The sequence below is a fragment of the Nonomuraea sp. B208 genome, from assembly GCF_057536035.1.
Window position 1 is genome coordinate 586,505 of the sequence record NZ_BAAJOU010000025.1, and the last position, 17,403, is coordinate 603,907.

General features: G+C 71.9%; 20 protein-coding genes. 13 read left to right on the plus strand and 7 right to left on the minus strand.

Annotated elements, in window-relative coordinates; genetic code table 11:
* Positions 1-85 precede the first annotated feature (85 nt).
* The 4 genes from xylA to AC27IY_RS31030 all read left to right on the plus strand — a co-directional run bounded on the left by xylA (position 86) and on the right by AC27IY_RS31030 (position 4,536).
* Positions 86-1,237, plus strand: coding sequence for a xylose isomerase (xylA, locus tag AC27IY_RS31015; protein ID WP_487180042.1), 1,152 nt, complete (start codon positions 86-88; stop codon positions 1,235-1,237).
* Positions 1,234-1,977: a sugar phosphate isomerase/epimerase family protein gene (locus AC27IY_RS31020; RefSeq protein ID WP_487180043.1), complete on the plus strand. Its 744-nt coding sequence runs from the start codon at positions 1,234-1,236 to the stop codon at positions 1,975-1,977. Before xylA ends, AC27IY_RS31020 begins: the two co-directional genes overlap by 4 nt.
* A complete protein-coding gene (locus AC27IY_RS31025) occupies positions 1,974-3,077 on the plus strand; it encodes a Gfo/Idh/MocA family protein (RefSeq protein WP_487180044.1) in 1,104 nt (367 codons plus the stop codon). The genes AC27IY_RS31020 and AC27IY_RS31025 overlap by 4 nt, the downstream gene beginning before the upstream one ends.
* Positions 3,078-3,192: 115 nt before the next feature.
* Positions 3,193-4,536 (plus strand): S8 family serine peptidase, encoded by a 1,344-nt coding sequence (locus tag AC27IY_RS31030; protein ID WP_487180045.1) that lies wholly within the window; start codon positions 3,193-3,195, stop codon positions 4,534-4,536.
* A 63-nt stretch (positions 4,537-4,599) separates the two neighbouring features.
* Here the strand turns inward: AC27IY_RS31030 and AC27IY_RS31035 are convergent, their stop codons facing one another.
* Positions 4,600-4,782 (minus strand): hypothetical protein, encoded by a 183-nt coding sequence (locus AC27IY_RS31035; RefSeq protein WP_423451423.1) that lies wholly within the window; start codon positions 4,780-4,782, stop codon positions 4,600-4,602.
* A gap of 55 nt (positions 4,783-4,837) precedes the next feature.
* On the opposite strand from AC27IY_RS31035, the gene AC27IY_RS31040 reads away from it, so the two are divergent.
* Genes AC27IY_RS31040 through AC27IY_RS31065 form a run of 6 tightly spaced genes read left to right on the plus strand, consistent with a single transcriptional unit; the run spans position 4,838 to position 10,280 of the window.
* On the plus strand, positions 4,838-6,091 hold the full coding sequence (locus AC27IY_RS31040) for an RNA-guided endonuclease InsQ/TnpB family protein (protein ID WP_487180046.1): 1,254 nt from the start codon (positions 4,838-4,840) through the stop codon (positions 6,089-6,091).
* Positions 6,088-6,297, plus strand: a complete 210-nt coding sequence (locus AC27IY_RS31045) for a hypothetical protein (RefSeq protein WP_344208511.1) — start codon at positions 6,088-6,090, stop codon at positions 6,295-6,297. Before AC27IY_RS31040 ends, AC27IY_RS31045 begins: the two co-directional genes overlap by 4 nt.
* A 40-nt stretch (positions 6,298-6,337) precedes the next feature.
* Positions 6,338-7,966 (plus strand): lysine--tRNA ligase, encoded by a 1,629-nt coding sequence (gene lysS, locus AC27IY_RS31050; RefSeq protein ID WP_487180047.1) that lies wholly within the window; start codon positions 6,338-6,340, stop codon positions 7,964-7,966.
* Positions 7,963-8,496 carry an AAA family ATPase gene (locus tag AC27IY_RS31055; RefSeq protein ID WP_449947281.1) on the plus strand — a complete coding sequence of 178 codons (534 nt, stop codon included), beginning with the start codon at positions 7,963-7,965 and terminating at the stop codon, positions 8,494-8,496. The genes lysS and AC27IY_RS31055 overlap by 4 nt, the downstream gene beginning before the upstream one ends.
* A gap of 58 nt (positions 8,497-8,554) precedes the next feature.
* Entirely contained in the window at positions 8,555-9,289 is a 735-nt protein-coding gene (locus tag AC27IY_RS31060; RefSeq protein WP_423451427.1) for a glycosyltransferase family 2 protein, read from the plus strand.
* A gap of 19 nt (positions 9,290-9,308) precedes the next feature.
* Positions 9,309-10,280, plus strand: coding sequence for a ketopantoate reductase family protein (locus AC27IY_RS31065; protein ID WP_423451428.1), 972 nt, complete (start codon positions 9,309-9,311; stop codon positions 10,278-10,280).
* Here the strand turns inward: AC27IY_RS31065 and AC27IY_RS31070 are convergent.
* Positions 10,246-10,773, minus strand: a complete 528-nt coding sequence (locus AC27IY_RS31070; RefSeq protein WP_344208520.1) for a DUF6886 family protein — start codon at positions 10,771-10,773, stop codon at positions 10,246-10,248. The genes AC27IY_RS31065 and AC27IY_RS31070 overlap by 35 nt on opposite strands.
* 74 nt (positions 10,774-10,847) lie before the next feature.
* Between AC27IY_RS31070 and AC27IY_RS31075 the strand changes: the two genes are divergently transcribed.
* The gene (locus tag AC27IY_RS31075) at positions 10,848-11,285 is read left to right on the plus strand and encodes a hypothetical protein (RefSeq protein WP_344208522.1); all 438 of its coding nucleotides are present in this window, start codon (positions 10,848-10,850) and stop codon (positions 11,283-11,285) included.
* A gap of 5 nt (positions 11,286-11,290) precedes the next feature.
* On the opposite strand, the gene AC27IY_RS31080 is transcribed toward AC27IY_RS31075, so the two are convergent.
* Entirely contained in the window at positions 11,291-11,722 is a 432-nt protein-coding gene (locus tag AC27IY_RS31080; RefSeq protein ID WP_487180048.1) for a hypothetical protein, read from the minus strand.
* 62 nt (positions 11,723-11,784) lie between these two features.
* On the opposite strand from AC27IY_RS31080, the gene AC27IY_RS31085 reads away from it, so the two are divergent.
* A complete protein-coding gene (locus AC27IY_RS31085; protein ID WP_487180049.1) occupies positions 11,785-13,686 on the plus strand; it encodes a sensor histidine kinase in 1,902 nt (633 codons plus the stop codon).
* Here the strand turns inward: AC27IY_RS31085 and AC27IY_RS31090 are convergent.
* Genes AC27IY_RS31090 through AC27IY_RS31105 form a run of 4 tightly spaced genes read right to left on the minus strand, consistent with a single transcriptional unit; the run spans position 13,651 to position 15,930 of the window.
* A complete protein-coding gene (locus tag AC27IY_RS31090; RefSeq protein ID WP_487180050.1) occupies positions 13,651-14,127 on the minus strand; it encodes an NUDIX domain-containing protein in 477 nt (158 codons plus the stop codon). The genes AC27IY_RS31085 and AC27IY_RS31090 overlap by 36 nt on opposite strands.
* A 7-nt stretch (positions 14,128-14,134) precedes the next feature.
* On the minus strand, positions 14,135-14,998 hold the full coding sequence (locus AC27IY_RS31095) for a hypothetical protein (RefSeq protein WP_487180051.1): 864 nt from the start codon (positions 14,996-14,998) through the stop codon (positions 14,135-14,137).
* Positions 14,999-15,025: 27 nt separating this feature from the next.
* Positions 15,026-15,769 carry an MBL fold metallo-hydrolase gene (locus tag AC27IY_RS31100; protein WP_423451433.1) on the minus strand — a complete coding sequence of 248 codons (744 nt, stop codon included), beginning with the start codon at positions 15,767-15,769 and terminating at the stop codon, positions 15,026-15,028.
* 14 nt (positions 15,770-15,783) lie between these two features.
* Positions 15,784-15,930, minus strand: a complete 147-nt coding sequence (locus tag AC27IY_RS31105) for a hypothetical protein (RefSeq protein ID WP_329587265.1) — start codon at positions 15,928-15,930, stop codon at positions 15,784-15,786.
* A 203-nt stretch (positions 15,931-16,133) separates the two neighbouring features.
* Here AC27IY_RS31105 and rho point away from each other — a divergent pair, with 203 nt between their 5' ends.
* Positions 16,134-17,402, plus strand: a complete 1,269-nt coding sequence (gene rho, locus AC27IY_RS31110) for a transcription termination factor Rho (protein ID WP_487180052.1) — start codon at positions 16,134-16,136, stop codon at positions 17,400-17,402.
* The last annotated feature ends 1 nt before the right edge of the window (position 17,403 follow it).

Below are 17,403 nucleotides of genomic sequence, written 5' to 3' on the forward strand. Positions count from 1 at the left end.
CATGCCGCACTCCTCTTGACGACACCCCGTCCACCTCCTCAGGATTATGTACAGATTATGGACTAAAGAACCGGAGCGCAGGGAAATGACCGCATTCACCCCGACCCCCGACGACCGCTTCACCTTCGGCCTCTGGACCGTCGGCTGGCAGGCCCGCGACCCGTTCGGCGACGCCTCCCGGGCCCCGCTCGACCCGGTCGAGACCGTGCACAAGCTCCACGAGCTCGGCGCGTACGGCGTCACCTTCCACGACGACGACCTGCTCGCCGTCGAGCCCGACCGCGACAAGGCCATCGCCGCCTTCAGGAAGGCCCTGGACGAGACCGGCATGAAGGTCCCCATGGCCACCACCAACCTCTTCGCGCACCCCGTCTTCAAGGACGGCGCGTTCACCAGCAACGACCGCGACGTGCGCCGCTACGCCCTCCGCAAGGTCATGCGCAACGTCGACCTCGCCGCCTCGCTCGGCGCGCGGACGTACGTGTGCTGGGGCGGCCGCGAGGGCGCCGAGTCCGACGCCGCCAAGGACGTCAAGGCCGCGCTCGACCGCTACAAGGAGGGCCTGGACCTCCTCTGCCAGTACGTCATCGACAAGGGCTACGACATCCGCTTCGCCCTGGAGCCCAAGCCCAACGAGCCGCGCGGCGACATCCTGCTGCCCACGATCGGCCACGCCCTCGGCCTGATCGGCGAGCTGGAGCACCCCGAGATGGTCGGGCTCAACCCGGAGGTCGGCCACGAGCAGATGGCCGGGCTCAACTTCGTCCACGGCATCGCCCAGGCGCTCTGGCACGGCAAGCTCTTCCACATCGACCTCAACGGCCAGCACGGCCCCAAGTACGACCAGGACCTGATCTTCGGCCACGGCGACCTCAAGAGCGCGTTCTTCCTGGTCGACCTGCTGGAGAACGGCGGCTACGACGGCCCGCGCCACTTCGACTACAAGCCGCTGCGCACCGAGGACGCGCAGGACGTGTGGGACTCCGCCGCCGCCAACATGCGCACCTACCTCATCCTGCGCGAGAAGTCCCGCGCCTTCCGCGCCGACCCCGAGGTCCAGGAGGCCCTGGCCGCCTCCCGCGTGACCGAGCTGGCCCAGCCCACCCTCGCCGCCGGCGAGACCTGGCAGGACCTCGCCAAGGACGACTTCGACGTCGAGGAGGCCGCCGCCCGCGGCTTCCACTTCACCCGGCTCAACCAGCTCGCGCTCGAACACCTCATGGGGGTCCGCGGATGAGCACACCGATCAGCGTCCAGCTCTACACCGTCAGGGATGCGCTGGCCGCCGATCGCGACGCCGTGCTGCGGCGGCTCGCCGGGATCGGTTACGCGGCGGTCGAGCCGTACGACCCGACCGCCGACCCGGAGGGCTTCCGCAGGGTGGCCGACGACCTCGGGTTACAGGTGTCGGCGACGCACGCGTACGCGCTGCTCACCGAGGACACCAACGCCGTGCTCGACGCGATCGCCACGATCGGCACCGATCTGGCGATCGTGCCGGGCGGCATCCCGCACGAGGAGTTCACCACCCCCGACGGCCTGCGGCGCACGGCCGACCTGCTCAACGGCCTGGCCGAGCGGGCGGCCGGGCACGGCGTGCGGATCGGCTACCACAACCACTGGTGGGAGATCGAGCCGCGGATCGACGGCAGGCACGCACTGGAGGCGCTGGCCGACCTGCTCGCGCCCGAGGTGTTCCTGGAGATCGACACCTACTGGGCGGCGGTCGGCGGCGCCGACGTGCCCGCCCTGCTCGGCCGCCTGGCAGGGCGCGTCCTCGCGCTGCACGTGAAGGACGGCCCGATGGTCAAGGGCGAGCCGCACACCGCCGTGGGGGCGGGCGCGATGCCCGTGCCCGCCGTGCTCGCCGCCGCGCCGGACGCCTGGCGCGTCGTCGAGCTCGACGAGTGCGCCACCGACGTCTTCGCCGCGCTGGCCGACAGTCACGCCTACCTCACCTCACTGGAGGCCCGTTGACCGCAGGCCCCGTCGGCGTCGCCCTGGTCGGCGCCGGTGTCATCAGTGGCCAGTACCTCCGCAACCTCACCTCGTTCCCCGACGTGCGCGTGCTCGCCGTCGCCGACCTCGACGGCGGGCGGGCCGCCGCGGTGGCCCGCGAGCACGGCGTGCCCGTCTCAGGCTCGCTCGCCGACGTGCTCGCACTGCCCGAGGTCGAGCTCGTCGTCAACCTCACCGTGCCGGCCGCGCACGCGGCCGTCGCGCTGGAGTCGCTGCGCGCCGGCAAGCACGTGTACGGCGAGAAGCCGTTCGCCATGGACCCCGCCGAGGGCGCCGCCATCCTCGCCGAGGCCGCCGCGCGCGGCCTGCGGGCGGGCGGCGCGCCCGACACCTTCTTAGGCGCGGGGCTGCAGTCCGCGCTGCACGCCCTGCGCTCCGGCCTCATCGGCGAGCCGGTCGCCGTCACGGCGGCCACGCAGAGCCTCGGCCCCGAGTCCTGGCACCCCAATCCCGAGTTCTTCTACCAGCCGGGCGGCGGCCCGCTGTACGACCTCGGCCCCTACTATCTGACCGCCCTGGTGTCCCTGCTCGGCCCGGTCGCCCGGGTCGCGGCGAGCACCCGCAGGGCCCGCGCGGAGCGCGTCGTGGGCTCCGGCCCCAAGGCCGGCACCACATTCCCCGTGGACGTGCCCACCCATGTCAACGCCCTGCTGGACTTCCCCGGCACGGCGACGGCGGCGGCCACGTTCAGCTTCGACTCCCCCGTCAACCGCAGGATGATCGAGATCATCGGCACGGAGGGCGCGCTCTCCCTGCCCGATCCCAACACCTTCGAGGGGCCGCTGCTGGCCCGTGGCGCGCACGACACGGACTGGCGCGAGCTGCCGGTCTCGGGCACCACCACGAGCCGGGGCATCGGCGTCCTGGACATGGCCAGGTCGCTGCGGGCGGGCACGCCGCACCGGGCCTCGGGCGAGCTGGCGTACCACGTGCTGGAGCTGATGGCCGCGATCGCCGAGGCGGGCGAGCGCGGCGAGTTCCGGGCGATCACCTCGACCCTGACCGCGCCCGGGCCGCTGCCCGACGGCTGGGACCCGCACGCCGCCACGCTGGCGTGAGACCGGGGCGGCGCGGGTCGCACCCGCGCCCCCCGGCATTGCCAAAGGCCGGTCACTGCATGTATCACGGAGCGTAATCGAGCGACCACGCTTCTCTCTTCGCGAAGGTGATCACATGCGTGTCCTGATCCAGCTCCGTCCTGCGGCCGACGTCGTGGCGTCCGTGCTCGACCCCTTGGTCGCCAGCTCGGTGTCCGACGTCGTCGCCGACCTGCCCGGTGTCCTGCTCGACGAGGCGTACGGACCGGTGGCGGTGCCGCGCGCCAGGCCCAGCGCGGCCCACGGCGGCCCGCTCTCGCTCTCCTCGCGCGTGGAGTTCTCGCTGTCCCCCGAGCACGCCTCGGTGCTGGTGCGCGGCGAGATCCCCGACTCGGAGCTGCCGATCAGGCTCGCCCGCCTGCAGTCGGCGGTCCGCGAGGTGGCCGGCGTCTACGCCGACCCGCGGATCAGCCCGGCCGGCCCCACCTGCGGCGGCGACGACCCGGCCGGCGACTGGCAGGAGGTCAGGCGGCTGCTGGGCGCCGCCGACCTGTGGGAGCGGGGCCACGACGGCGAGGGCGTGACCGTCGCCGTCTGCGACACCGGCATCAACGCCGCGCACGTCCGTTCGGTCCTCGGCGAGGAGGTCAGGATCGACGCGGAGCGCAGCTGGGCGCCACCCGGCGTCCGCAGGACCCCCGGCCGCTACCCCGTCGAGCACGGCACGATGTGCGCCTTCGACGCGCTGCTGCCCGCGCCGAAGGCCACCCTGCTCGACATCCCCATCCTGCTCTCGCGGCAGGGCGACATGACGGGCCTGCTCTCCGACGCCGTCGCCGCCTACTCCCACCTGCGCGACGTGCTCAACGCCATGCCGCAGGAGTCGAGGTCGCTGGTGGTCTCCAACAGCTGGGGCCTGTTCAGCCCCGAGCACGACCTGCCGCCCGGCCACCCCGGCAACTACTCCGACAACCCGGCGCACCCGTTCAACCTGATCGTGGGCAGCCTGGCCGACGCGGGCGCCGACATCGTCTTCGCGGCCGGCAACTGCGGGCGCGACTGCCCCGACGGGCGCTGCGGCTTCCGCGAGCGGCCGATCGTCGGCGCCAACGGCCATCCCGACGTGCTGTCCGTCGGCGGGGTGAACGTCCGCGGCGAACGCGTCGGCTACTCCTCCCAGGGGCCGGGCCGGCTCGCCGAACGCAAGCCCGACCTGTGCGCCTACACGCACTTCGCCGGCTCGGGCGCGGTCGGCGAGGCCGACACCGGCACCTCCGCCGCCTGCCCCGTCGCGGCCGGGGTGGTGGCCGCCGTCCGCACCGCCCGCCCGGCCGCGCAGCTCTCCCCCGAGCAGCTGCGCACCCAGCTCAACCGCACGGCCGACGACCGCAGCGCCGTCGGCTACGACTACGACTACGGCTGGGGCGTCATCGACCCGCCCGCCGCGGTCGCCGCCCTCAGTCGCGCCCGCGCGGCCTGACCGAACTCGAAGGACGCAAGCCCTGGCCTGCATGGTCGGGGTTAGCCCGAGCGCGGGTGCCCGCTAGGGCGCGAGCGTGCCCTGACGCGCACGTTCTTGCTGTTCGGCCCACCACGTATAGGGGACGAGGACAGCTTGGGTTTCGCCGTATTTCTCCACGATGGTGTGTTCCCCAGCCAGGTGTGCGGCCTCGACACGGCGACCCAGATTGTTGCGGAGTTCCCGAATGCTCATACGCTCGACCATGATTTTGCATGGTACCATCAGAGATCTTGCGGGGTTCTGCGGAGGGAGGTGCTTCATGCTGTCCGGCCGTAAGTACCAGGTCGAGTTCACCCTGGCGCAGGCCGAGTTCGCCGAGCGGATCGGCGGTATCTGCCGGTCGGTGTGGAACACCGGCCTGGAACAGCGCCGCGTCTACCGCGAGCGCGGCGCGTTCATCGGTTACGCCGAGCAGTGCAAGCAACTCGCCGACGCCAAGAAGGATTTCGGATGGCTGGCGGACGCGCCGTCCCATGTGCTCCAGCAGACGCTCAAGGACCTGGACCAGGCGGTCAGAACCCATGGGACATGGAAGGTCCGGTGGCGGTCGCACCGCAAGTGGTCGCCATCGTTCCGGTTCCCCGACGCCAAGCAGATCATCGTGGAACGGATCGGCCGCAAGTGGGGCCGGGTGAAGCTGCCGAAGTTCGGGTGGGTGCGGTTCCGCTGGTCACGCCCGCTCGGTGGAGCTGCGCGTTCAGCCACGATCGCCCGCGACGGCAGGCACTGGTTCGTGTCGTTCCTCGTCGAGGACGGCCAGGTCACCCCCGCCACGCATCCAGGTCCGGCTGTGGGGATCGATCGGGGAGTGGTGGTCGCCGCCACCACGAGCGACGGGGATTTCCATGATCGGCCGTTCATCAGCGGCGGCGAGAGGCAGCGGTATCGCCGCCTCCAGCAGCAACTGGCCCGCACCCGTAAGCGCGGCAACCGGCGTGCGCGCGTGGTGGCCAAGCTGGCAACGATCATGCGGCGGGTCCGGTCCCGCCGCGCGGACTTCAACGCCCAGCTCGCCGCGCAGCTCACCAGGCGGTACGGCACGGTCGTGCTGGAAGACCTCAAGACGAAGAACATGACGGCCGGCGCGAAGGGCACCGTTGAGCGGCCCGGCTCGCGGGTCGCTCAGAAGTCCGGCCTCAACAAGGCGATCTTGGACAAGGGCTGGCACGGGCTCGAACGCGCGGTCAACAACGCGGCCCGGTACACCGGCAGCAGAGTGATCAAGGTCCCGGCGGCGTACACGTCTCAGACGTGCTCGGCGTGCAGGCTGGTGGATGCGGCATCGCGTGAGAGCCAAGCGCGGTTCGCCTGCACCTCCTGCGGCTATGTCGAGCACGCCGATGTGAACGCCGCCAAGAACATCAAGGCCGCCGGGCAGGCGGTCTCAGGGCGTGGAGACCTCGCCACCAGGCGGTCTGTGAAGCGTCAACCACCCCGGCCACGAGCGCGGCAGCATGCCGCGTCAGCGGCACGGGGAATCCCGATCCTTCAGGGCCGGGAGGAAGCCAAATGATCCTGCTCCAGGTCCGCCTGCCGCCCGGCGCCACCCTCGCCGACGCCCTGGAAACCCTCGGCCTGACCGAGGAGGAGGTCGACGCCGGCTACGGGCTGGTGCCCGTCCTCCCCGAGGCCGGGCTGCACGTTCTGCGCGTCACGGAGGAGGCCGGCCGCCGGGTCGGCGGGCAGGTCTTCTCGGATCCGCCGATCGAACCCGGCTGATCCGTTGGCTCCGGCCATCCAGAACCGGGACAATAGCCCGATGGTTGAACGTGGTGATGGCGACTGGGTGTCCAGGTTCGCGGACGAGGTGATCTCCGAGGCGGAGCGGCGCGGCACCGGCCACCCGATTGTCTGCGCCTCCGGTCTCAGCCCCTCGGGCCCGATCCACCTGGGCAACCTGCGCGAGATCATGACCCCTCATCTGGTGGCCGACGAGCTGCGGCGGCGCGGCGTGCCCTGCGACCACCTGCTGTCGTGGGACGACTACGACCGCTTCCGCCGGGTGCCCGCGGGCATCGACCCGTCCTGGGCGGAGCACATCGGCAAGCCGCTGACCGCGGTGCCCGCGCCGCCCGGCAGCCCGCACCCCAACTGGGCCGAGCACTTCAAGGCCCCGATGATCGAGGCCATGGCCGCGCTCGGCGTGCGGTGCCGGATGATCAGCCAGACCGAGCAGTACACCTCGGGGGCCTACCGGGAGCGGATCCTGCTGGCGATGCGCGAGCGGGCGGCGATCGACGCCGTGCTCTCGCGGCACCGCACCAAGCAGGCCGAGCAGCCCGAGGAGCCCGAGCGTCCCGGCGAATACTTCCCCTACCGGCCCTACTGCGAGCTGTGCGGGCGCGACCTCACCACGGTCACCGCGTACGACGACGAGACCACCGAGCTGGCCTACACCTGCGAGTGCGGCTTCGGCGAGACCGTACGCCTGGCCGAGCACGACCAGGGCAAGCTGGTGTGGAAGGTCGACTGGCCGATGCGGTGGGCGTACGAAGGGGTGCTGTTCGAGCCGTCCGGCGTCGACCACCACTCCCCCGGCTCGGCGTGGACGGTCGGCGGCCAGATCGTCGGCGAGGTGTTCGGCGGCGAGCGGCCCATCGGCCCCATGTACGCCTTCGTCGGCATCACCGGCATGGCCAAGATGAGCAGCTCCAAGGGCGACGTGCCGACCCCGTCCGACGCCCTGGAGATCATGGAGGCCCCGGTGCTGCGCTGGCTGTACGCCCGCCGCAAGCCGGCCCAGTCCTTCAAGATCGCCTTTGACCAGGAGATCCACCGGCTCTACGACGAGTGGGACGCCCTCGGCCGCAAGGTCGCCGCCGGGCAGGGGCAGCCGGCCGAGCTGGCCGCGTACGAGCGGGCGGTCACCACCGCCGACGGCCCGCTGCCGGCGACCCCGCACCCGGTCCCCTACCGCACGCTGGCCTCCATCGCCGACGTCACGACCGGCGACGCCGAGCAGACCCTGCGCATCCTGCGCGACCTCGACGGCGTCGCCGGGCTCGACGCCGCCGCGCCGCGCCTGGACCGGGCGCAGCGCTGGGTGGAGCTGCACCTGCCCGCCGACCAGCGCACGCGGGTGCGCGAGGAGCCGGACGAGGGGCTGCTCGACTCGCTCGGCCCGGACGAGCGCGAGTCGCTGCGGCTGCTGGCCGACGGCCTCGACGACTGGTCGCTGGACGGGCTGACCACGCTCGTGTACGGCGTGCCCAAGCTCCAGGCGGGCCTGCCCGCCGACGCCGCCGCGACCCCGGAGCTGAAGGCCGCCCAGCGGGCCTTCTTCGCCCTCCTCTACCGGCTGCTCGTCGGCCGCGACACCGGCCCGCGCCTGCCCACACTGCTACTCGCGGTGGGTGCCGACCGCGTACGCAAGCTGGTCGGCGCATGAGCGCCTTCCTCATCACCGGCATCATGGCCTCGGGCAAGAGCACGGTGGCCCAGCGGCTGGCCGAACGCCTGCCGCGGGCCGCCCACGTGCGCGGCGACGCCTTCCGCCGGATGGTGGTCTCCGGCCGCGCCGAGATGACCCCCGAGCCGTCGGAAGAGGCGCTCCGCCAGCTCCGCCTCCGTTACCGGCTCACCGCGACAGCCGCCGACATGTACGCCGAGGCCGGCTTCACCCCGGTCGTCCAGGACGTCGTGCTCGGCGCCGAGCTGGAGCACCTCGTCACCCTGATCCGCACCCGCCCCCTGCGCGTGGTCGTGCTGGCGCCCCGGCCCGAGGTAGTGGCGGCGCGAGAGCAAGGTCGGGTCAAGACCGGCTATGCGGGCGGATGGACACCGGCCATGCTCGACGCCGTGCTTCGCCGCGAAACGCCCCGGCTCGGCCTATGGCTGGACACCTCGGAGCAAACCCCCGAGGAGACGGTCGACAAAATCATCACTAGATGGGATGAAGCGATAATCGTCAAATCATAGAACGATCTATGCAAGGCGCTGTCAAGCGGACTGCATGCGCTGTGGAGAATCTGAAGTCATGAACATGCAGCCTTCCGCCGCCAGCGTCAGCGTCACCGTCATCGTGCCTGCGATGAACGAGGCCGACAACCTGCCCCACGTCTTCGCCACGCTGCCCGAATGGATCGACGAGGTGATACTCGTCGACGGCAACTCAACCGACGACACCGTCGCCGTCGCGCGGAAGCTGCGCCCCGACCTGCGGGTCGTCGTGCAGACCCGGCGCGGCAAGGGCAACGCGCTCATCGAGGGCTTCCAGGCCGCCAAGGGCGACATCATCGTCATGATCGACGCCGACGGGTCCACCGACGGCCGGGAGATCCGCAGCTTCGTCGACACGCTGCTCGCCGGCGCCGACTTCGCCAAGGGCTCCCGCTACGCGCCCGGCGGCGGCTCCGACGACCTCAGCCCAGTGCGCTCGCTCGGCAACAAGGCCCTGACGGGCCTGACCAACCTGCTCTACGGCACCCGCTACACCGACCTGTGCTACGGCTACAACGCCTTCTGGGCGCGCCACCTGGACGCACTGAACCTCGATTGCGACGGTTTCGAGATCGAGACGCTGATGAACGTCCGCGCCGCCAAGGCCGGGCTCGTCATCCGCGAGGTGCCCAGCCACGAGCGCTCCCGCATCCACGGCACCAGCAACCTCAACGCCGTCCGCGACGGCCTGCGGGTGCTGCGCACCATCATCCGCGAGCGGTCCGGGCGCGCCACCGTGGCGGGGCGCACCCAGGTCGCCTTCGCAGAGTGACGGATGGCATTCTTCAACGATGCGCTACATCGTGATCGGAGCGGGAGCCGTCGGCGGCGCCATCGGGGCGCGTCTGCACCAAGGAGGCCATGACGTCCTCCTCGTCGCGAGAGGCGCCCATCTGGCGGCACTACGCGCCGACGGACTCCGCTTCATCACGCCGGAGGGCGCCGAGACCCTCCGGATCCCCGCGGCGGGCGGGCCGGTGCCGGCCCGCGCCGACGACGTGCTGATCCTCGCCACCAAGTCCCAGGACACCGTCGCCGCACTCGACGGCTGGTCCCGCGACCTGCCCGTGGTGTGCGCCCAGAACGGCGTCGCCAACGAGCGCGAGGTCCTGCGGCGCTTCCCCGACGTCTACGGCATGTGCGTGTGGCTGCCCGCCCAGCACCTGGAGCCCGGGGTGGTGGCCGCGTACGCGCAGCCCTGCACCGGCATGCTGCACGTCGGCCGCTATCCCCAGGGTGTGGACGACCTCACCGAGCGGATCGTCGCCGACCTCGGCAAGCACGGACTCGCCGCCCGCGCCACCCCCGACGTGATGCGCTGGAAGCACGGCAAGCTGCTCGGCAACCTCGGCAACGCCGTCGAGGCCCTGGTGGGCCACCCCGACGGCATGGCCGACCTGGCCGAACGCGCCCGCGCCGAGGCGCGGACGGTCCTCGACCGGGCCGGCATCCCCTACTCAACCCCCGAGGAGGAGGCCGCGGTGCGCGGCCACCAGGTGGACGTCCGCCCCATCGCCGGCGTCCGGCGCGGCGGCGGCTCGTCGTGGCAGAGCCTGGCCAGGGCCAGCGGCTCCATCGAGACCGACTACCTCAACGGGGAGATCGTCCTGCTCGGCCGCCTGCACGGCGTGCCCACCCCGGTCAACGAGGTGCTGCGGCGTGAGGCCGACCGGTGCGCCCGCGAGAAGCTGCCGCCCGCCTCGATGCCGCTGGAGACGCTCAACGCGCTCATCGACGAGCGTTGCGCAGCCGGATCCCGCTGAACTCCAGGCTGCTGGCCGTCACCTCGTTCCAGAACGACCACAGGTTGGGCAGCACCCGCAGCTGGATGCCCGCCCGCTCGTGCAGCTCGAACAGGTCGCCGACCGGCTCGGGCGGGCCCAGCGGCTCGACCGGGACGGTGGCGACCACCGCGTGCGGCGGGTCGCCGATCGGCCTGAACTCGCTCGCCGGCAGCCGGTAGGCGAACAGCTCGACCTCCCGCATGGCCTGCAGCCAGCAGTATTCGACGGCGTGCACCCGCTCGCCGCAGCCGGCCCCGATGATCCTGGCCCGGTCGTCCTCGGTGGTGCGCGGGCCCACCCACGCCATCGCGCGCGGGCAGGCGCGCGGGAACCAGTAGTCGGGGCAGCGCTCGGGACCGACCGCCCACACGTACGGCTCGGCCAGCGAGGTGGTCACCGCCACGTGCGGGACGAACCGCGCGATCGACGGGTCCTCGGAGAAGTGCAGCACCTGACCGGGCTCTGGTCTCATGAAAGTCATCATCGCGCATACCCCCGCGCCCGCCGGGCAGATGAAACCCACTCTTACGACAAGGGGTGAGTCGGATGATCTTCCTGGGTTTGATCCTGGTCCTGCTCGCCGTCGGCGCCGGTGTCCTGGTCTTCACCGAGGAGAGCAGCAGGTACATCCTCTTCGGTTACACCTTCGAGCTCAACCAGGTCGAGATGTTCCTCGCCGGGGCGGTCACGGCGGCCGTCCTGCTCGCGGGGCTCTGGATGCTGAGCTCGGGCGCGCGCCGTACGGCCAAGCAGCGTCGCAGCCTCCGCGCCCAGCGGGCGGAGGCCTCCAGCCGCGTGGCGCGGCTGGAGGAGGAGAAGCGCGAGCTCGAACGGCGTCTCGAGCGTGAGCACGCCGCCAAGCAGGCTCCCGTCAAGGGCGTTCCCGCGCAGCGGGAGCACACCGCCCAGCACACCGCCCGCCACTCGGCGGTGCCCGAGGACGACCGCCTCGTGGCCCGCGGCTCCGAGGACAGCAGGCGGTAAGGCCGTCAGGCCACGTCACGCGGCTTGTGGCGCGAGGGCAGGAGCTTGCCCTCGCGCCACAGCGCGAACCCCGTCACCAGCGCGCCCACGCCCTCCCAGAGCCCGACGCCGAAGAACTTCGCCGGCGCGGCCCCGGTCAGCACGAGCGTGGTGAAGACCGCGAAGGTGACCAGCCGGAAGGGCACGGTCCAGCGGAAGAACGGCGTGTAGTCGGCCGCCGCCGCGAACAGGTAGTAGACCCCCATGTTCACCGCCGCCATGGACGAGGCGGCCATGTAGACCAGCGTGTAGTCCCCCGCCGGTCGTACGTCGAGGACCTCGAACCCCAGCATGGCCAGCAGCGTCGCGGGCGAGACGAGCCCGAGCAGGCCCAGCGCGAAGGCCAGGAATCCGAACACCGCCATGGTCCAGCCGGAGAAGGAACGCGGGAGACGCACAGGAATCCTTCCGAAGGGGGGTGTAATCTGCGAGGCGATCTCATCATGCACCCGGAGGTCGCATGCCCCCCAAGCGTGGCCGTCCCATCGCGGTGAAGCTCCTCGTCCTGCTGCTCGTCCCCCTGCTGTCCCTGGCCGGGCTGTGGGCGTTCGCGGCGGGCCTGACCGGCGGAGACGGGCTGCGCCTGCTCGCGATCAGCGAGCTGGCCACGAACGTGGCCCTGCCCTCGGAGAGAGCCGCCGCCGAGCTGCAGAAGGAGCGGCTGGCCTCGATCGAGTTCATGGTCGGCGACCTGCCGCTCAGCAAGGTCACCGAGCAGCGCACCCGCACCGACCAGGCCGTGGCGACCTTCCGCTCCTCCGCCAGGCCCATGCGTGACCTGTCGCCGGAGATGGCGACCCAGCTCAACGTGGTGTTCGGCAAGCTCGACCAGCTCAGCGAGACCCGCCGCGGCGTGGACGCCCGCACGAGGGCGCCGCTCGACGTCATCAACGGCTACAGCACGACCGTGGACGCCTTCTTCCGCATGTACGACGCCATGATCCTGGTGCCCGACACGGGCCTCTACCGCCAGGCGCGGGCCTCGACCATGCTCGGCGAGGCCACGGAGATGCTCTCGCGCGAGCGGGCGCTCATCGCCGTCGTGCTCTCCGCGGGCCGGGTGGGCGCACGGGAGCGGGCGGCGTTCACCGGGATGGTCGCCACCCGGCGACTGCTGCTCAACCAGGCGCTCCCGCAGCTCGACAACAAGCTGCGGGGGCCGTACGAGCGGTTGGTCGCCTCGCCCGTCAACAAGGAGTTCCTGACGGCCGAGAACGCCATCAGGGACCAGTCGACCGCCGCCGGCCTGCCCGCCGCGGCGGCCACGTGGCCGGTCGACGCCCAGAACATGTGGACCGTGGTCGAGCGCGAACAGGTGCGGCTCACCCAGGACATCACCGGCCGGAGCAAGCCGGCCGCCATCGGGCTGCTGGTCAAGGTCGGCGTGGCCGGCGGCTTGGGCCTGATCGCGGTGGTCGCCTCGGTCCTGCTCTCGCTGCGCTTCCGCCGGCGGCTGGTGGAGGAGCTGGCCGGGCTCCGCGACGCGGCCACCGAGCTGGCCGAGGTGCGCCTTCCCGCCCTGGTCGCGCGGCTGCGGACGAACACCTCCAAGCCGACGCCCGAGGAGACCGCGCCGCTGAAGGTCGTGACGCACAGCTCCGAGGTGGACGACATCGTCAAGGCGTTCAACCGGGTGCAGTCGACCGCCGTCGAGGCCGCCGTGGACCAGGCCAGGCTGCGGCACGGCGTCAACCAGGTCTTCGTCAACCTGGCCCGGCGCAACCAGTCGCTGCTGCACCGCCAGCTCCTCCAGCTCGACAGCATGGAGCGGGCCGCCGAGGAGCCCGGCATGCTGGCCGACCTGTTCAAGCTCGACCACCTGACGACCCGCATGCGCCGGCACGCCGAGAGCCTGATCATCCTGTCCGACCAGAGCCCCGGCCGCGCCTGGCGCAACCCGGTGCCGATCCACGACGTGCTGCGCGCCGCCGTGGCCGAGATCGAGGAGTACGAGCGGGTCGAGGTGCTCTCGACGCCGCCGGTCGCGCTCGTGGGCTCGGCCGTCACCGACGTGGCCCACCTCCTGGCCGAGCTGATCGAGAACGCCACCCTCTTCTCGCCGCCGCAGACCCGGGTGGACGTACGCACCTCGACCAGCCCGCACGGCCTCCTCGTCGAGATCGAGGACCGCGGGCTCGGCCTGCCCCGCGCCGAGCTGGACGAGCTCAACGACCGGCTGGACCGCACCCCCGAGTTCGACCTGGCGCAGAGCGAGCGGCTCGGGCTGTTCGTGGTCAGCCGGCTGGCGGCCAGGCACGGCATCAAGGCGACCCTGGTGGCCTCCCCGTACGGCGGCCTGACCGCGGTGGTGGCGCTGCCGTCATCGCTACTGGCCGATCAGCCGGTTCTGGCCGGGCGCTAGGTAGGCGATCACGCCAGAGACCCGGGCGGCCGCGGCGGCCACCAGCCGCGCGTGGGCGTGGTCGGCGAGCAGCCGCCCGGCCTCCTCGACGGTGAAGAACCCGTAGCCGTCGAGCTCCTCGGCCTGCAGCGTGATCGGCGTGTCCGAGCGCACCTCACCGCAGTCGAACATGAAGTTCACCAACGGGAAAGGCACATAGGGCAGCCCGTCGACCCAGGCCACGGTCAACAGGGGGCCGACCTTGACGGTGAGCCCCACCTCCTCGGCGACCTCCCTCGCGCACGCCTGCGCGGGGTGCTCCCCGGCGTCGATGATGCCGCCGGGAAAGCCCCAGTGCTCACGGTAGTTGGGATCCACCAGCAGGACCCGGCCGCGCTCGTCCGTGATGTACGCCGCCGCCCCGCAGACCGCCCGGTTGACCGTCCCCCAGAAATCGTCCACCCACGAACTATGGCAGAACCTGGAGCAGCGCCCGGTTCCTCGCCCGCGCCGGCTCGGCGAGCCGCTGGAGCTCCGCCCCGGCGGCGTCCAGCACGACCAGTGTGTTGGCGGGCGATCCCGCCACCCGCACCACCAGGCGGCCGTCGGCCAGGTAGGAGGCGCCGATGAGCCGGCCCTTCACCTTCGGCGCCTGCCGCCGGCCCGTCACGAGGTCGAGCACGACCGGCTTGAACGCGGCCGGCCAGCTCCCGTCGCCGAGCGCGTCGGGGTCGGCCGGGAACTCCACGACGGCGCGGCGGCCGTCCGGCGACAGGCTCTGGACGTGCGTGACCTGCTTGACGCCCTTGGCCCGGACGGCCTTGCCGGTCTTGACGTCGAGCCGGTAGACGGCGTCGGCCTCGCCCGTGTAGCCGGCGAGGTAGCGGCCGTTCGCCGACCAGGCGAGGTGGCAGACGCCCTTGGAGCTTCCGAGCTTGCGCGGCGGGGCGCTCGCGTCGGCCTTGACGGACATGACGGCGTCGCCGCCGCCCGGGTAGGCGACGCGGGTGGAGTCGGGCGACCACACGGGCGTCAGGCAGGGGGTGCCGCCCTGGAGGCCGCTCGCCAGCGTGACGGTCCTGCCGCCCTCACGGACCTGGAGCCGGCCGCCCTGCGTCACCCAGGCGGCCTTCTTCCCGTCGGGCGAGGCGGCGACCTGGGGCAGCGTGCCGGTCCTCGCCAGCGTGTGCCACGCGCCGTCCTGGTAGCGGTCGAGCCGGTCGCCCCCGTACACGGCGGCGCCCGACAGCGGCTGCGGGGCGGCGGCCACGGCCTGCGCAGGGGCCGCCAGGGTGAGGCCGAGCACGACGCCGGCCACGATGCGAATCTTCATGGATGGCATCGTGACAGGTCAGCGCACTCATAGGCGTACGAACGGCTCGCTGAAGTGGGAGGTGGCGAGCACCGCCCGCTCGGCCCGCAGCCCCTCCAGCACCTCGGCGCGGACGCGGGCGGCGGCCTCCAGGTCGTCGTCGTAGCAGTAGGGCACGCCGGGGTCGTCGAGCTGGACCGGGTGGAGGACGAGATCGCCGGTCATCGCGAGGTCGCCGGCCCGGACGATCTGGTGGCCGGGCGTGTGGCCCGCGGTCAGGTGCACGTGCACGCCGGGCGCGACCTCGGCGGTGCCCTCGACGACCTGGAGCTGCTCCTTGACGGGTGCGACCAACCGGTCGAGCGCGCCGTCCCCGGCGGCGTCGAGCTCGGCGCGCTGGAGCACGTAGCGGGCGTTCTCGAAGACCGGCCGACCGTCGTCGGTCACCCCGCCGCTCGCGTGGTCGCTGTGCAGGTGGGTGAGGACGACGGTCTCGACGTCGGCGGGCGCGACGCCGGCCGCGGCCAGCTCGCCGGTCAGCGTCCCGGGGACCGGCGCCCAGCTCGCCGCAAGCGAGCCGTGGCCGCCGATGCCGGTGTCGACCAGCGTGAGGCGGCCCGTCGCGGAACGCAGCAGGTAGCAGTGGAAGTGCAGGACCCACGGCTCGTCCGGGAGCCCGGAACCGGGGAACATCTCGGGCAGCGGGCGGCGGATCGTCGGCCCCATGGGGCCCACGGCGTCACAGAGGGGCGTCACCTCGACGCCGGACACGATGATCGGCTGATGCGGCACGAACCCCAGACTAGCTAGGCGGCGACCGGCTGGAGCGGGGCGACGTACTCGTTCTCGAGGTCGGCGGCGTACACGGCGCGGCAGCAGTTGGCGCAGCGGTACATGATCGGGCCCTCGTCGAGCTCGTGGTGGCACCGCGGGCAGTGGTTGACGGTCTTCATGATGGTGCTCCCCCAAGGAGTTCTTTCTGTCTGCGTCCAGGAAACCCCGGCGAAGTTGCAGGGGCCCTGCATGCCACTTGACACCATGAAGCCGCTGCGCTGGGGGTTCTGCGCCTTTAGAGAATTGTCACGCGCGAGGCCGCGGATGCGCGGGGGAAACGCCGACAACCGCCCGGGAATAGTCCGAGAGGGCTAGACGTTTCATGGGTCGGATCGTGTGGTATGTTCCCACTCAAGCGTTGAGCTTCAGCTCCGCCGATCTTCATCACAGCCTCGCCCCGGCTCTTTCCGGCAGGCCCGGCTGCTTCCTCATCATCCGCCAGGCCACACCTTCGGCCCGGCGCCTTCCCAAGAGGTTCACCATGTCTGTGCACACCATTCCGCGACAGCGCGCGGACTCCGCCGACCGGCGGGTGAACGGCCTCCTCGACGTACGCGACAAGAACGCGTTCATCAGGGCCGGGCACCTTCCCGGAGCGGGGGACGTCCGCGTGCCCCCCGAGAAGATCAAGCAGTTCGGCCTGCGTGCCGGCGACCACGTCGTGGCGTCGTACACCGGCGGCAGGCTCGTGAGCGTCGAGTCGGTCAACGGCTCGCCGCACTGGCGGGAGCGGCCGGCGTTCGCCGAGCTCGTGCCCGTCCACCCGACCGAACGGCTGCGCGTCGAGACCGAGTCGCTCAGCACCCGCGTCATCGACCTGTTCGCGCCCATCGGCAAAGGCCAGCGCGGCCTGATCGTGGCTCCGCCCAAGGCCGGCAAGACGATGGTCCTGCAGGCGCTGGCCGCCGGGATCGCCCGCAACCACCCCGAGGCCCACCTGCTGGTGGTGCTGGTGGGCGAGCGGCCCGAAGAGGTCACCGAGATGCGCGCCGGCATCCCCGGCGAAATCTTCGCCTCCACCTTCGACCACCCCGACCGCGACCACACCGCCGTCGCCGAGCTGGCCGTCGAGCGGGCCAAGCGGCTCGTCGAGGACGGCCGCGACGTCGTGGTGCTGCTCGACTCCCTGACCCGGCTCGGCCGGGCCTACAACAACCTGGCGCCCGGCGGCGGCAAGGTGCTCACCGGCGGCCTCGACGCCGGCGCCCTCTACCCGCCCAAGCGCTTCTTCGGCGCCGCCCGCAACGTCGAGGGCGGCGGCTCGCTGACCATCCTCGCCACGGCGCTCGTCGACACCGGCTCCCGCATGGACAACAGCCTGTACGAGGAGTTCAAGGGCACCGGCAACATGGAGCTGCACCTCACCCGCGAGCTGGCCGAGCAGCGGCTGTTCCCCGCCGTGGACCTCGACGCCTCCGGCACGCGGCGCGAGGAGATCCTGCTGCACCCGCAGGAACGCCAGATCGTCTGGCGGCTGCGCCGCTCCCTGTCCGGCCTGGACCGGCAGCAGGCCGCGCGGATGCTCATCGACAAGCTGCGCGGCACCTCCTCCAACGCCGCCTTCCTGCTCGAGACGGCCGCCGCCGCCTGAG